The sequence below is a fragment of the Vibrio sp. 11-4(1) genome, from assembly GCF_013048625.1.
In the GTDB taxonomy this organism is placed as follows: Bacteria; Pseudomonadota; Gammaproteobacteria; order Enterobacterales; family Vibrionaceae; genus Vibrio; species Vibrio diabolicus.
Map to the genome: position 1 here is coordinate 85,273 of NZ_VHSY01000012.1, position 14,402 is coordinate 99,674.

The 14,402-nt window shown below is 43.4% G+C and carries 13 protein-coding genes and 1 tRNA gene; 11 read left to right on the forward strand and 3 right to left on the reverse strand.

What is annotated here, in order from left to right:
- Positions 1-107: 107 nt before the first annotated feature.
- Both lptF and lptG read left to right on the forward strand, forming a co-directional pair.
- On the forward strand, positions 108-1,208 hold the full coding sequence (lptF, locus tag FKN16_RS20535) for an LPS export ABC transporter permease LptF (RefSeq protein ID WP_006742363.1): 1,101 nt from the start codon (positions 108-110) through the stop codon (positions 1,206-1,208).
- A 3-nt stretch (positions 1,209-1,211) separates the two neighbouring features.
- The gene (gene lptG / locus FKN16_RS20540; RefSeq protein WP_046873614.1) at positions 1,212-2,282 is read left to right on the forward strand and encodes an LPS export ABC transporter permease LptG; all 1,071 of its coding nucleotides are present in this window, start codon (positions 1,212-1,214) and stop codon (positions 2,280-2,282) included.
- An 87-nt stretch (positions 2,283-2,369) separates the two neighbouring features.
- Here lptG and FKN16_RS20545 read toward each other — a convergent pair whose 3' ends face one another.
- Both FKN16_RS20545 and FKN16_RS20550 read right to left on the reverse strand, forming a co-directional pair.
- Positions 2,370-2,849 (reverse strand): RDD family protein, encoded by a 480-nt coding sequence (locus FKN16_RS20545; RefSeq protein ID WP_005397453.1) that lies wholly within the window; start codon positions 2,847-2,849, stop codon positions 2,370-2,372.
- A gap of 184 nt (positions 2,850-3,033) precedes the next feature.
- Positions 3,034-4,302: a DUF2254 domain-containing protein gene (locus FKN16_RS20550; RefSeq protein ID WP_170903463.1), complete on the reverse strand. Its 1,269-nt coding sequence runs from the start codon at positions 4,300-4,302 to the stop codon at positions 3,034-3,036.
- Between the two features lie 227 nt (positions 4,303-4,529).
- On the opposite strand from FKN16_RS20550, the gene FKN16_RS20555 reads away from it, so the two are divergent.
- Positions 4,530-5,195, forward strand: coding sequence for an SDR family NAD(P)-dependent oxidoreductase (locus FKN16_RS20555; RefSeq protein WP_170903464.1), 666 nt, complete (start codon positions 4,530-4,532; stop codon positions 5,193-5,195).
- 191 nt (positions 5,196-5,386) lie between these two features.
- Positions 5,387-5,471, forward strand: a tRNA-Leu gene (locus tag FKN16_RS20560).
- 199 nt (positions 5,472-5,670) lie between these two features.
- Here FKN16_RS20560 and FKN16_RS20565 read toward each other — a convergent pair.
- Positions 5,671-6,954 carry a carbohydrate-binding protein gene (locus tag FKN16_RS20565; protein ID WP_046873617.1) on the reverse strand — a complete coding sequence of 428 codons (1,284 nt, stop codon included), beginning with the start codon at positions 6,952-6,954 and terminating at the stop codon, positions 5,671-5,673.
- 247 nt (positions 6,955-7,201) lie between these two features.
- Between FKN16_RS20565 and FKN16_RS20570 the strand changes: the two genes are divergently transcribed.
- The 7 genes from FKN16_RS20570 (at position 7,202) to FKN16_RS20600 (ending at position 13,888) form a co-directional block, all read left to right on the forward strand.
- The gene (locus tag FKN16_RS20570; protein WP_025767645.1) at positions 7,202-7,507 is read left to right on the forward strand and encodes a PTS sugar transporter subunit IIB; all 306 of its coding nucleotides are present in this window, start codon (positions 7,202-7,204) and stop codon (positions 7,505-7,507) included.
- An 89-nt stretch (positions 7,508-7,596) separates the two neighbouring features.
- Positions 7,597-8,931, forward strand: a complete 1,335-nt coding sequence (locus FKN16_RS20575; RefSeq protein WP_005397441.1) for a PTS sugar transporter subunit IIC — start codon at positions 7,597-7,599, stop codon at positions 8,929-8,931.
- 51 nt (positions 8,932-8,982) lie between these two features.
- Positions 8,983-9,294, forward strand: a complete 312-nt coding sequence (locus FKN16_RS20580) for a PTS lactose/cellobiose transporter subunit IIA (protein WP_031780628.1) — start codon at positions 8,983-8,985, stop codon at positions 9,292-9,294.
- A gap of 10 nt (positions 9,295-9,304) precedes the next feature.
- Entirely contained in the window at positions 9,305-10,627 is a 1,323-nt protein-coding gene (locus FKN16_RS20585) for a 6-phospho-beta-glucosidase (RefSeq protein ID WP_005397437.1), read from the forward strand.
- Positions 10,628-10,645: 18 nt separating this feature from the next.
- Positions 10,646-11,401: a chitin disaccharide deacetylase gene (gene chbG / locus FKN16_RS20590; RefSeq protein WP_170903465.1), complete on the forward strand. Its 756-nt coding sequence runs from the start codon at positions 10,646-10,648 to the stop codon at positions 11,399-11,401.
- Positions 11,402-11,507: 106 nt separating this feature from the next.
- Complete coding sequence (locus tag FKN16_RS20595; protein ID WP_006742369.1) at positions 11,508-12,506, forward strand: LacI family DNA-binding transcriptional regulator; 999 nt, start codon at positions 11,508-11,510, stop codon at positions 12,504-12,506.
- A 128-nt stretch (positions 12,507-12,634) separates the two neighbouring features.
- On the forward strand, positions 12,635-13,888 hold the full coding sequence (locus FKN16_RS20600) for an HD-GYP domain-containing protein (protein ID WP_048626864.1): 1,254 nt from the start codon (positions 12,635-12,637) through the stop codon (positions 13,886-13,888).
- Positions 13,889-14,402: the final 514 nt, after the last annotated feature.

Below are 14,402 nucleotides of genomic sequence, written 5' to 3' on the forward strand. Positions count from 1 at the left end.
GATTAAGCGACTAACATCTAGTTTATAATTTTTAAAAAAATAAATGGTTCAACGGGAAACTATAGTGATTCGACCAAAAAAACAAGTTTTGTATAGGTAATTTCAGCGTGATTATTGTTAGATATTTGATCCGCGAAACACTCAAGAGCCAATTTGCGATTTTTTTCGTACTTTTTTTGGTGTTTGTAAGCCAGAAATTCATAAGTGTTCTTGCTGATGCTTCTGATGGGGATATTCCTGCTGGATTGATTTTCTCGATTGTTGGTTTGAACATGCCAGCAATGGGTCTGTTAATGCTGCCTTTGAGTCTGTATATCGGCATATTGATCACGTTTGGTCGCCTGTATGCAGAGAGCGAAATTGTCGTGATGAACGCGACAGGTATTGGTAACAAATTCCTGGTACAAGCGGCCTTGTACTTAGCACTGATTACTTCTGCTGTGGCGGCTTTCAATGCATTGTGGTTATCGCCGTGGTCTCAAGACCGTGTAGAGCAACTTTATGAACAAGTGGCGGCAGAAAACAGCGTTGACTTGCTAAAGAAAGGGCAATTCCAAGGCACGCCAGATGGTTCATCGGTTGTGTTCATTGATGACATTAAAGACAATACATTGAGCAACGTTTTTGTCGCGCAGATGCGCCCGAGAGATTCAGTATTGCCGAGTGTGATGTTCTCGTCTTCTGGTGAAGTAAAAGAACTGTCGGACGGCCGTCAGGTCATCACCATGAAAGAAGGCACGCGTTATGAAGGTGTGCCTACTCGCGTTGAATATATGATCACAAAATTCGATGAATACGAAGGCGTTATCGGCCAGCGTGAGGTCAAAAAGAAAGGGCGAGATTGGGAAGCGTACCCAACGGTTGATTTGATTGGACACCCAGACCCAGAAGCGCAAGCAGAGCTGCAATGGCGAATTTCGTTATTTGTGTGTATTCCACTCTTAACGATGCTGGTTATTCCTTTGTCGGCGGTGAATCCGCGTCAGGGACGATTTGCCAAAATGGGGCCCGCGATTCTTATTTATCTAGCGTATTTCCTGGCGATCAGTGCAACAAAATCTGCATTAGAAGATGGTGACATTCCGGCGGCAATCGGCATGTGGCCTATTAATGCGATGTTACTGATTGTCGCAATCATGGCCAATATGATGGACAGCGTTGCTGCTCGACGAATAAAAGACAAATTCCGTAAGAAGAGGCTCGCGTAAGCTGTGTTCAAAATCTTAGACCTTTACATCGGTAGAACCATCATCTCTACCACTGCCTTGGTTTTAGCGACGTTTGTTGGCTTATCGGGCATCATCAAATACGTAGAACAGTTACGTAAAGTAGGGCGAGGCGTGTATGACCTCACTCATGCGTTGTACTTTGTGTTGCTCAGTGTGCCGCGTGATATCGAAATGTTCTTCCCAATGGCGGCATTACTCGGTGCCCTGATTGGTTTGGGTATGTTGGCGTCAAGCTCTGAGCTGGTGGTGATGCAAGCTGCTGGTTTCTCAAAGTTGGATATCGGGTTATCCGTGCTCAAAACGGCAGTGCCACTTATGCTTATCGTTATGACGTTAGGGCAATGGGGCGCTCCAGAAGCACAAAAAATGGCGCGTGACTTACGTGCGTTTGCGATATCGGGAGGTAGTATTGTCTCAGTTCGTTCTGGAGTTTGGGCTCGTGACGCAAACGACTTTATCTTTATAGGTAAAGTCGAAGACGACAAGCTTTATGCTTTAAATATGTGGCGTTTTGATGATGATAAGAATCTACAAAAAGTTATTTTCGCCGAAGAAGTCGACTATCAACAAGATAACAACTGGTTGATGCGCGACGTACAAATCACGGATATGAAAAATGAAAACGTGATTTCGAAGCAAGACATTGAACAGATGGAGTGGCATACGTCATTGGCTCCAGATAAGCTAGCTGTGGTGACGGTAAAGCCTGAAGAACTGTCACTGAGCGGTTTGTATGATTACGTGACCTATCTGAAAGCATCTGAGCAAGATGCGTCTCGCTATGAATTGGCGTTTTGGCGTAAGTTGACACAGCCGCTTTCAATTGCCGTGATGATGTTGATGGCGCTATCGTTTGTTTTCGGTCCACTCAGAAGTGTGACCATGGGGGCAAGGGTATTGTCGGGCGTGGTTGCCGGGTTTACTTTTTATATATCCAGTGAGTTCTTTGGCCCATTAAGCTTGGTATATGGCATATCCCCAGTGTTTGGTGCATTGGCTCCGAGTCTGGTGTTCTTAGCCATTGCGATTGCGCTGCTGAGAAGAAAGCTGTAGCTGAAGTATCACTGAATAAACCATGTTTCATCGGACTAAATGTAAAAGGAAGGCATTATGCCTTCCTTTTTTGTATTCCCGGATAAGTTAGTTTGCCTTAGGCAACACAACAACCTCTGTTTTTGCCCAAATGTCGTGGAAACCACGTTTCTTGGGATCAATCGGCACAGTCAGGTTTGCCAAACCAAAGCCAGATGTTGCAATGCGAATCAGGGCTTGAGTGACTGTAATCGGCGCACCGTCTTTGGCATTGCGAACTCGAAGTTTCCAAGCGCGCATCCCAAGTGTTTGCCCTGCTCGCGTCCAGAAGAAGACAAAGAAGTATATCCACACAACCGCAAGATACAGTGTAAATAGAGGGCTTAATACAGGGTGCTTTCCGAGCATATCAGCGGCATCTGCGTACTCGCCATAGCTCAACAGCCCTGCTGCATTTAGTGCAAATACAACGGCCATAACAATACCTGCGGCCATCATTTCAATTGCGATAATAATCAATGTGTCGTAAATCAACGCTGCAAGTCGACGAAAGAGACCAGCAGGTGGAAGAGTTGTAGACGTCGTCATTATTCCATCACTTACCTTAAAAATTGTGCGTCAGAATATAGATTCCCTCACCAAGAGAAAAGAGACCTAACGCACAGAGTCTTTAATTATGCATAAACGAAGTGACTTTTCTGCTGTGTGTTATGAACACATATCACGATGTACAAGGCCTTTCGGTAACCTATTTCAACTGAATTTTACTTGCCTAACCATTAGCTTTTTGGTCTGTAACTAGATTAGACAGATGAGAGAGTTGGTGTTTCTCATCTTCAGTATAATGCTGGCTCAAGGAGAGCTCTAAAGCTTTTTCTGATAGCTTGGTTGCAGGTGATAAAAACAACTTGGGGTGCATACTAGAAAGAGCCAGCAAGGCTTTTTGTAGGCGAATCTGTATTTGGAGTTGCGCTGCACCATCGTGCGCGATTGGCAAAAAGACATCATCAAATAAATCTTGGCAGCTTAATGCGGGCACAAATAGCCTAGAGTATCGAGTCTTGGTGGGAGGTTCGCTGAGTAACTCTCCCCACAATGAAAGGGCTCGTACAGAACGCCCAAGAACATCAATCGCGGTACCGTTATCATTCACGGCGGGGGAGAGAGCTCGTGAGGCGATCTCCGCCATGACGACTAATCCAAAACGAGGATCTTGATCATAGGAACGCTCCGTTCGAATCGTGAAGGCCGCAGTTATTTCGTTTTCGTCTGGCAACGCTCCACAAACCCAAGCCAATGGTTGACTCACATACACAAAACTTCCTGGTTGTCGTTCAAGATAGATGGTGCATTGGTTTGCTTCAGCAATACTATCGAGATGATGCATATCAACATGCTGTAAGTAGCCAATTTCTTGGCTGAAAATAGGCTTGCTTCCTCTGGGTTTATGTTCTGGATGGCTCCATGGGTGAGCGCCTAGCCAGCGTTCCCGACCACGTTTTCTTATCGCATCTAACAAAGCTTGTTCCACGTAGGAGGTAGTTTCACTGACTCTCCCTAGTACGGAAAGGTGCTGAATCCAACGTAGCAAGGTGAGTATGATCATCACGATCACGGCGATGGTAACGATGAATAGGTAAATTTGTGCTTGTTGATGATAGGCGCCAATGCCTAGCGCGATAATGCCTACCAAACTAAATAGAAAAGAGCCAAGAAAGGTCGCCAAAGCATTTTGTGTTGTGCTGTCTTCCATCAACAGTTTTGTCGCTCGCGGCGTTACCCCTGCACTAGCGGCACTGTACGCTGAGACCATTATATTGAGCGAGAATGTGGTCACCGCAAGCATGGAAGTCGCGAGGATATTTAATATGTTGTTAAGCAAATCCTTACTGACGTTGATTGCAGGAGGCAGAGTAATGAACTGGTTTAAAACAATGGATATTAGGGCGGTGGCGACAGCAAGTAAGGCATAAAGTGACGTGCGAACCCACAGTTTGCGCGTCATTTGCTTCAGTAACCATTGCCATTTTGACCCAGTCATTCGTATGCTCCTATTAGGCTCTTACTCGAAAGTCGATAGAAAATTCAGAAAGTTATTCTTGCTTAAGCATAGGTTAAATCTTCCTCGTTCTACTTGGTATTTCATGCATCATGAGAGTAAGAAAGCCGCTTACTTCAAAGAATGGTGTTCTTGAGGTGTGAATTACCAAGATTCTGTTACCTTAATTGATAGATGCATTAAAAGTATGTGATTGATAAGAGGTAGCCATGATTGTAATTACAGGTGCAAGTAGCGGTTTAGGGGCAGAGCTGGCAAAGCGTTATGATGCGGAAGACAAAGAGACGTATATCATAGGAAGAAACACAGAAAAACTATCTGCATTAGCTAAACAACTCTCTCATAACGTCGGCTATCAAGCTTGCAACCTCTCACTGCATCAAGATGTGAAACACCTATTTGATGGGATGAAACAGCCGCCTGAAATGGTCATTCATAGTGCAGGAAGTGGTTATTTTGGCGAACTGGAAGAGCAGGAGCCGGAAGAGATTCAAAAACTGATTGATAATAACCTGAATTCTGCCATTCATGTATTAAGAGAGTTAGTAAAGCGTTACAAAGATCAATCGATAAAAGTGGTCATGGTTATGTCTACTGCTGCGCAACAGCCTAAAGCGCAAGAGTCTACGTATTGTGCTGTGAAGTGGGCTGTCAAAGGATTCATCGAGTCGGTTCGTTTGGAGTTAAAAGGAAAGCCAATGAAAATTATCGCGGTTTATCCTGGTGGAATGGATACGGAATTCTGGAAAACAAGCGGCAACACGATGGACACGAGTCACTTCATGCAAGCGGAAGATGCTGCCGAGATGCTCCATACGGCTTTGTCGAGCATTGGGAATGGTTATGTTTCTGATATTACAGTGAATAGAGTTTAAAAAAGAGTTACGTATACTCATTTTCATCTGGATCAGTAGTAGGAAATGGAGTGTACGTTTCTTATCAGTACAGCTTTGTCACACTTTGTGGCGAAATTATCAGCAAACGATAGTTATTTAAGGTATTTCTGCTTGCGCAGGTCAAAAGCTTCCGTATAATGCCAATCATCAAAGGGCAATAGCCCAAAGATGCCGGTGTGGTGAAATTGGTATACACGACGGATTCAAAATCCGTTGCCCTCGGGCGTGGCGGTTCAAGTCCGCCCACCGGTACCATAATTCATATGATAAAGCCTCGACGTAAGTCGGGGCTTTGTTGTACATAGGGTTTGTGAATTCAAATCCAGCGTGGCGTCAGGAATGCCAGGCCCAGTCAGTCCACTCTTTACTGCTTTCCATTTTTACTTTTCTAAAAATAAAAAAGCGCGAGGGATTACCTCGCGCAAGCTACTACATGATAATAGTAGGGAACAGCTTATAGAGCTGTGAACAAGGTGTTCTGTGAGTCAGGTGTCCAATCGGCTTGAGATACGTGTGGCACATTGACGAGATAACGTTTGCCAGAGTACGTCACAACATCTCCCTCTTTATATGAAACATTCACTTCCCAATTTGTTGCCGGATCAGCATTGGTCCAAAGGCTAGAGGTTGGGGAAGGTGCCCAGTCCTGCTGTGCGTTATGGCTGGTCACTGCTTGGTAAACGGTGCCTAAATGTAGGACGTAGTCGCCAGCGTTGTAGCTATGACCAACTTGCCAGTTTGGTGTGTAGTTATCCATCGTATCGAATACATAGCCAGCTTGTTTTGCTAGTCGGATAAATTCCGCTAATTTAGGTAAATTCTTGGTTGCACCCATTCCTCGCTTACCATCTTCAAACAAAAACTCATGCGTTAGAATAATGACCTTGTCTGCGTGGAGTGGTGTACCACATGGAAACTCTTGTGCTTTTGAGTTGATCGGGTTGATGGTGGTAGGAGCACAGTTGTTCAATGCTGCATCTACGTAACCTAGGAAAGGTTCTGCCTCTGTTAGACTGTTGGCTGGCATTGCTATCCCCCAGTTTTCAGGTGCCCAATCTACATCCCAACCATGTGTTTGATAGCCTTTATTAGCCAGAATGTTTTGTACCGCAATTGAGGCTTTCACACTGTTTGATGGGTCGTTGATATTACAAACGTAGCCTGGTTCCCAAGGTTTAAAGTCATCAGACGTTGCACATAATCCATCTGCTTTGAAGTCTTTAGTCACGCGCCAGCCGTTGGTGTAGGGCAGTCTAGCAAACTCTGTTGCCTTATAATTCGGGTAGCTTGTAATGTTAGGCAAATACTTCTCTAACACAGATAAGTTTTCCGTAAACATTGAGGCATCGTAAACAGGATCTTGGTACGAGTTAAGCTGGTGGTCGCCGGTAGCATTACATTCTGCTGCGCTATTAGGTCCAAACTCATCAACGCAGTTATGAACCATATGATCGTAACTATGGTTCGCGACAATATGACCAGTGTCTAATGCGAGCTTTAAGGCTTCTAGCGAACGGTCTTCATTCTCATCACCAATTCCGTCTAAGTGCCAAGCATTAAAGTAAAACGTCGCTTTGATATCTTCTTGGTTAAGTACTTGAATAACGTCAATAGATGCATTGATTGGTCCATCATCAAACGTTAGATAAATGGTGCCTTTAGAGTCGGTTTGAGCAAATGAGTATTGTGATAGTGCGGCACTTACAAGCGTTGCAATAGCCAATTTATTAAATTTCATTCTCTATTCCTTTTTAGAAATTAATAACGACGTTGTCAGTAGTAATATATTGATAATTTGAAACCTAATGTGGTGTCTTAATTTATTTCCTGACTTTTATCCTAGACCTAAATAATTACTAAAAAACAGGTCGTATTTTCTAAATTGGGATTGTGTTCACGAATAATGCAACCGGTTGCGCTTTTTTGTCTTGGTTATTTTTGCTACAGTTTTTGCAGGTTGAAATTTACACAACGGGAGTAAGGCTATGAAAAAGATCCTTTTATGCTGTAGCGCAGGGATGTCAACCAGTATGCTTGTTAAAAAAATGGAGCAAGCTGCTGAAAATAAAGGAATTGAGTGCAAAATTGACGCGATGTCAGTGAATGCATTTGAAGATGCAATTAAAGAGTACGATGTTTGTCTTCTCGGGCCTCAAGTACGTTTTCAGCTAGAAGAGCTAAGAAAAACGGCGCAAGAGCATGGTAAAAACATTGATGCGATTTCTCCTCAGCATTATGGAATGATGAAGGGAGAAGAAGTACTAGAGCAAGCATTAGAATTAATTAACTAAACCATAGTTTTAAATTAAAAAAAGATAACTGTACATCAAATATAAATATTTGATGCGGGATTCTTTTGCCTAAAATAAGGATGGATTCTATGAAGCTTTATGACGCAATTATAGGCGCAGTCGAAAAGCATATAGCCCCTATAGCAGCAAAAGTGGGGAATCAGCCCCATGTTCGAGCAATGAGAGACGGTTTTATAGTTGCAATGCCGTTTATTATTGTCGGTAGTTTCATTTTGATTTTTGCATTCCCACCATTTGCCGAAGACACGACCTTTACTTTTGGTCGAATTTGGCTCGATTTCGCCACCACACATTTTGATACCATAATGATGCCCTACAACATGTCGATGGGGATCATGACCATTTTTGTTTCGCTCGGCGTTGCTTATAGCTTAGCTAAGGCTTACAAGATGGATGGGATCACGAGTGCTGTATTGTCGCTGATGTCTTTTTTACTCATCGCGGCCCCAGCTAAAGATGGCGCGCTGTCTATGTCACACATGGGAGGAACCGGGATCTTCACCGCAGTGATGTGTGCATTCTTCTCGGTAGAGCTCTACCGTTTTATGAAAAAGCACAACATTACGATTCGCATGCCAGAGCAAGTTCCACCGGCGATTGCACGATCATTTGAAGTGCTGTTACCAGTCTTAGCGATATTCATTACCTTATACCCACTTAGCCTTTTCGTGCAAACCCAGTACGACATGCTGATTCCAGATGCGGTCATGGCTGTCTTTAAGCCTTTAATTAGTGCGTCTAACTCATTGCCTGCCATTATTGGCGCTCTATTGCTTTGCCAACTACTTTGGTTTGCGGGTATCCATGGTGCTGCAATTGTTGTGGGGCTGCTTTCTCCAATTTTCTTGACCAACATTGGTGCCAACATCGAAGCCTTTGTTGCAGGTGAACCGATTCCAAACGTATTTACTCAGCCTTTCTGGGATTTTTACATCTTTATCGGTGGCTCTGGTGCAACACTTGCTCTTGTTATGCTGATGTCATTTAGCCGTTCTGTTCACCTTAAGAGTATTGGTCGAATGAGTGCGGTGCCTGGCTTCTTCCAAATCAATGAACCTGTGATCTTCGGTAGCCCAGTTGTGATGAACCCGACCTTGTTTATCCCGTTCGTCTTCGCTCCAGTCATCAACGCTACGATTGCGTACTTTGCTGTGCATGTCGGCTTTGTGGGTATGGGTGTCGCTACAACGCCTTGGACAACACCAGCACTGATAGGTGCTTCGTGGGGTAGCGGTTGGACCTTTGCGCCAGTATTGCTCGTCATTGGTTTATTGATTCTTGATCTAATTATCTACTTCCCATTCTTCAAAATGTTTGAGAAGCAAATGTTGGAGCAAGAACTACCAACGACGAAAGAAACTAAAGATGAGGCGCAACCTTCAGGCGAAGGTGTTACTGCTTAACGGTGCTTAATGGGCCGCAATTACCGCGGCCCGATTTTCGGAGAGAAAATGATGGAACAAGAATTGGTTGTGATGGAGATCATCTGTAATGCTGGCGAAGCCAGAAGTTTGAGCTACGAGGCGTTGCGTTTATCTAGAGAACAAGATTTTGATGCGGCTGAGGAGAAGCTCTCTCAAGCAAGAGAGTGCATTAACAAAGCCCACTTAATTCAGACTCAGTTGATTGAGGAAGATCAGGGGGAAGGGAAAGTCCCGATGACGTTAGTGATGGTACATGCTCAAGATCACTTAATGACCACGATTTTGGCTCAAGAAATGGCTGTAGAAATCGTTGCACTGAACAAAAAAATCTCGAACAAATAAGGGGAGAAAAATGTCTAGAGAGGCGATCAAACTTGCCATTATTGGCGGTGGTAGTAGCTATACCCCTGAATTGGTTGAAGGGGTTATTAAGCGCTTAGAATATTTACCCGTTAAGAAGATTCATTTTGTGGACATTGAGTCAGGAGCTGAGAAGCTTGAGATTATCAAAGGTCTAGCGCAGCGAATGGTTGATAAAGCTGGTGCAAAGATTGAGATAAAAGCAGACTTTGATCGTCGTGCTGCGATAAAAGATGCGGACTTTGTGATGACGCAGTTCCGTGTGGGTGGCCTTGCTGCTCGTGCTAATGACGAGCGAATTCCAATTAAATACGACGTCATTGGCCAAGAAACAACAGGCCCTGGTGGGTTTGCTAAAGCACTGCGAACCATCCCGGTTATTCTTGATATATGTAAAGATATTGAAGAGTTGGCACCCAATGCATGGATGCTCAACTTCACCAACCCTGCGGGTTTGGTCTCTGAAGCCGTCAGTAAGTACACCAAAGTAAAGAGTATTGGTTTATGTAATGTGCCGGTTTCGATGGAAATGATGATCGCAGAAATGATGGAGTGCGAGCCAAAAGAGCTACAACTTGAGTTTGCCGGATTAAACCATCTCGTTTGGGTGCACAAAGCATGGCTCAATGGAGAAGATATTACTCAAACAGTATTAGAGAAAGTCGGTGATGGTGCTAACTTCAGCATGAAGAACATCTGGGAAGAACCGTGGGATCCCGCATTTCTAAAAGCGCTGGGGGCGATACCATGTCCTTACCATCGTTATTTCTATCAAACCGATGCTATGCTCGCTGAAGAGAAACAAAGCGCGGGTGAAAAGGGCACTCGTGCTGAGCAGGTAATGGAAACAGAAAATGCGCTATTCAAGCTCTATCAAGATCCTAATCTCGATCATAAGCCGAAAGAGTTAGAAGAGCGGGGTGGGGCTTATTATTCAGATGCATCACTAAACTTGGTTGATTCAATTTATAACAATCGTAATAGTATTCATGTTGTTAACGTCTTAAATAACGGAGCGATTAACGGCCTCCCTGACGATGCTGTGATTGAGTGTAGCGCGGTGATTGGTAGTTGGGGCGCGAAACCTCTTGCGGTTGGTGAGCTGTCAAACAATATCAAAGGACTACTCTATCAAGTCAAAGCATATGAACAGTTGACAATAGACGCTGCTGTTGAAGGTAATTATGACAAAGCGCTCATGGCACTAACCAACAACCCATTGGTGCCTGACATTGGCCGTGCCAAGTCAATTCTGGATGATATTCTGGCGGTGAACGCTCCGTATTTACCTCAATTTAAACTAACGACGTTGTAGTACTAAGGAAGCACGCCAATGAAAGTCATTTTTAATGCTGATGATTTTGGTTTAACGATAGGTGTAAATAACGGCATCGTAAAAGCTCATCAGCAAGGTGTTGTTCATTCAACCACCATGATGGTCGGTATGGATGCTGAGAAACATGCTTTAGAGTTGGCTCGCCATAATCCAGACTTGAGAATTGGCGTTCATCTTAGGTTTACAGCGGGAGTGCCTCTAACTGGGCACCCTAATTTGACCAACGGTCGAGCGCATTTTATCAAATACGACGAACTGTGGGGTAAGCAGGACTTCGAAACTCAGGTCATTTATGACGAAGCAAAAGCTCAGGTGGAACATTTTTTATCGCTTGGGTTAGAGCTAAGCCACTTAGATAGCCATCATCACGCGCATACTCACCCTCAAATTTTGCCCGTTATTAAAGAGGTAGCGAGTGAATACCGAGTGCCACTGCGGGGCACTGGCTTGTGTCAAGAATCGATGACAACAAGGTATGTCTTTACTGATGAGTTTTACGATCAAAAAGTAAGTTTGGATGGTTTGATGGCGCATTTATTGAGTCTAAAGACAGACTATGATTTGGTTGAGGTGATGTGCCACCCGGCAGAGGCCGATCAAGCGCTGATTTTAAAGAGTGGTTATGCGCTTCAGCGAGAGCTAGAGTTACAAGTTCTTACCTCTCCCATTTTAAAAGAACAGTTAGCTCAACATGGTATAGCTGTCACGGATTACTCTGAGCTCGTTTCTACCAATCAAATGGTCGGTGTATGATTAAAGGCTGCCAGCTTCGCCCCCCTATAAGCACCTTACGAATTGCTGGCAGCCGTTCTACACAAACGGATATTTAATAACAATTGCAGTTGGACCCAATAGCATTATGGCAAGGATTAAAGATGTCGCCGAACTCGCCGGTGTAAATCGCTCTACCGTTTCTCGAATCATTAATGGGGAGGGGAAGTTTCGCGAAGAAACTCGAAAAAAAGTAGAGCAAGCTATGGCGCAACTGAATTATCGCCCGAGTGCGATTGCTCGTTCACTCGCAACCTCATCCAGTAATATGGTTGGCTTATTGGTGACTTACTATACGGGGGGCTTCTTTGGAGAGATGATGGAGCAGGTTCAGACTGAGCTGGATATTCATAAAAAGTTTCTGATTACCGCTCAAGGACATCATTCTGCAGAAGGTGAAAAGGAAGCCATTCAGCGTTTTAATGATCTGCGTTGTGATGGCTATGTCCTCCATAGTCGTTATTTGTCAGATGATGATTTACGTGAATTAGCAAAACAGCCTACGCCTTTCGTTCTTCTGGATCGCTATGTTGAAGGAATAGAAGAGCGTTGCGTTACTTTTAATCATCATCATGCAAGCCGTATTGCCGTCGAGCATCTTTTAGCTGGTGGTCATAGAAAAATCGCCTGTATTACCGGTCCATCCCAACGTCATAATAGTTTATTAAGAAAGCTTGGGTACGTTGATGCGATGAAGGACGCAGGTATCGATATTGACGAAAGCTGGTGTGAAGAAGGGAATTATGGTCGGCAAAGTGGTTATGATGCAATGGCTGCAATTTTACAACGACACCCTGAAGTTACTGCAGTCTTTTCTTGCAGTGAGGAAATGACGGTCGGTGCAATGCAGTACTTACACGAGCACAATATTTCAGTACCGGAGCAAATCTCTTTAACTAGCTTTGACAGTGTCGACCTTTGTGAAAGCCTTTATCCTACAGTGTCGGCAGTGCACTTTCCTATCAGTGATATGGCCCGTGTAGCGGTACAAACATTAATGGGATTAGTCAAAGGTCAAGAAATAATAGATAAGCCAACGTTCGAGGCTCAGCTTAAAATACGCAAAGCAGATCGAACCTTAAAGTAGCTTGCTTTTGCTCATTAAATGAGTAATTAGAAATGACCATCTGATGTTTTGATACTTACTGATGAATTTATTCACAAAATTTACTAGTATTCTAACTCTCTTAGGCAACGTAAATCAGTAGTGAATAAGTGGCAGCCATTAAACTTACGGTCGATCGTATTCAACCCGGATTACATATCCGTCTTCCGCTAAAGTGGAACGATCACCCTTTTCTACTCAATAGTTTTAAGATTAAAGATCAAGAACAAGTCGAGATGATCCGTCACCTCGGTGTAAAGTTCGTTTACTTTAATCCAGAGCAAAGTGATGCCGCACCACTTCCAGTCGACCAGATACAAGCTGATAGAGTAACGAATGAAGCGTCGCTAGATCATGAAACTCAAAAACTTTGGCAAGAAAAACAAAACCGCATAGAAAAGTTAAGTGCGTATCGTCGACGCGTTATTCAGTGCGAAAAAGAGTTTGAGCGCTCTCTTGCGCGTATGCGCTCAGTCATGACGAAAATTCGCAATCGTCCAACAGCTGCCGTTGATGAAGCAAAGCTTCTTATTGAAGATATCGTCGAGAAGTTAATGTGTGATGATAATGTCACTCTACATCTGATGAACGGTAAAAATGAGTTTGAAGATATTTATTTCCATTCGTTGAACGTTGCTGTTATCGCCATGATGATTGGCCGTGCTAACGGGTACTCAGCTGCGCAGTTGAAAGAGCTTTCATTTTCAGCGCTATTCCACGATATCGGTAAAATAAAAATTCCTACCGCAATATTAAGAAAGCAAGCACCGCTGACGGAACCAGAAATTAACTACTTAAAGTTGCACACCAAATATGGAGTAGACCTTGCGAGTCAAATAGAAGGTTTTCCCGAGGTTGCGAGAGTTGTGATTGCACAGCACCATGAACTAAGAGATGGGTCTGGCTATCCCAAAGGTCTGAAAGGAGATGAGATCAACGAGTTTGCTCAAATTATTGCTGTAGCTAACGCATTTGATAACTTGTGTCATACACCTATAGTCTCAGAGCAAAAAATTCCTTATACCGCACTCTCTCATTTATATAAGAACTGTAAGCACCTATATAAAGAAGAAAACCTGAATATCCTGATTAAGTTTATGGGCGTGTTTCCTCCAGGCACTGTGGTTCAGCTTTCCAATAATATGGTGGGCTTGGTTATCTCAGTGAATGCATCGCATCTATTATTCCCAAATGTATTGGTTTACGACCCATCAGTGCCAAGGACGCAGGCGCCAATCATTGATCTTGCATCAAAGGATATAAAGATAGTTAACGCGGTTCATCCGTCTAAATTGCCGGAGAAAATCAAAGAGTATCTTAATCCGCGTTCACGCATTTCTTACTTCTTCGATAGTGATGAGTAGTTATCCACATATTTTTGTGGGTAAGCTGTAGAAATCTTGAGTGTTATTTTGGGGTAATTTTTAGGTTGGATGGAAAGTATCCACTTGGCATGCTTTTTTAGAAAAAATGTATTTTTAGTCTTGCCAAAGAAAATCTTCTCCCTATAATGCGCATCCATCGACACGGCAGACGCCACAAGGCTTCAGCAGGGTCGGAGAGGTAAAAAGCTTCTACGAAAAATTAGTTGAAAAAAGTGTTTGACACTAACAACCAAATCGCTAGAATTCACCTCCGCTTTGAGAGAAAACTTATCGAAAAGCAAGCTCTTTAACAATATAGACCTATCAATCTGTGTGGGCACTCGTTGATGATAATCCAATTAGAAATTTCTCTAAATAAAGAGGGGTTTCAAATTAGGTTTCAATGAAACGAAGTGACCATTGAATCTTCGGATTCAGCACAGTCAATTCAAACATTACTTTATGTAATGTTCAGTATTCATTGAGCCGAACAAAATCTTAAATTGAAGAGTTT

What these genes read in the sequence shown, in the direction of transcription:
- chbG (WP_170903465.1), top strand. Translation starts at nt 10,646, where the DNA reads ATGAAAGTCATTTTTAATGCTGATGATTTTGGTTTAACGATAGGTGTA.
- FKN16_RS20545 (WP_005397453.1), bottom strand. Translation starts at nt 2,849, where the DNA reads ATGACGACGTCTACAACTCTTCCACCTGCTGGTCTCTTTCGTCGACTT.
- FKN16_RS20565 (WP_046873617.1), bottom strand. Translation starts at nt 6,954, where the DNA reads ATGAAATTTAATAAATTGGCTATTGCAACGCTTGTAAGTGCCGCACTA.
- FKN16_RS20570 (WP_025767645.1), top strand. Translation starts at nt 7,202, where the DNA reads ATGAAAAAGATCCTTTTATGCTGTAGCGCAGGGATGTCAACCAGTATG.
- FKN16_RS20550 (WP_170903463.1), bottom strand. Translation starts at nt 4,302, where the DNA reads ATGACTGGGTCAAAATGGCAATGGTTACTGAAGCAAATGACGCGCAAA.
- FKN16_RS20580 (WP_031780628.1), top strand. Translation starts at nt 8,983, where the DNA reads ATGGAACAAGAATTGGTTGTGATGGAGATCATCTGTAATGCTGGCGAA.
- FKN16_RS20575 (WP_005397441.1), top strand. Translation starts at nt 7,597, where the DNA reads ATGAAGCTTTATGACGCAATTATAGGCGCAGTCGAAAAGCATATAGCC.
- FKN16_RS20585 (WP_005397437.1), top strand. Translation starts at nt 9,305, where the DNA reads ATGTCTAGAGAGGCGATCAAACTTGCCATTATTGGCGGTGGTAGTAGC.
- FKN16_RS20555 (WP_170903464.1), top strand. Translation starts at nt 4,530, where the DNA reads ATGATTGTAATTACAGGTGCAAGTAGCGGTTTAGGGGCAGAGCTGGCA.
- FKN16_RS20595 (WP_006742369.1), top strand. Translation starts at nt 11,508, where the DNA reads ATGGCAAGGATTAAAGATGTCGCCGAACTCGCCGGTGTAAATCGCTCT.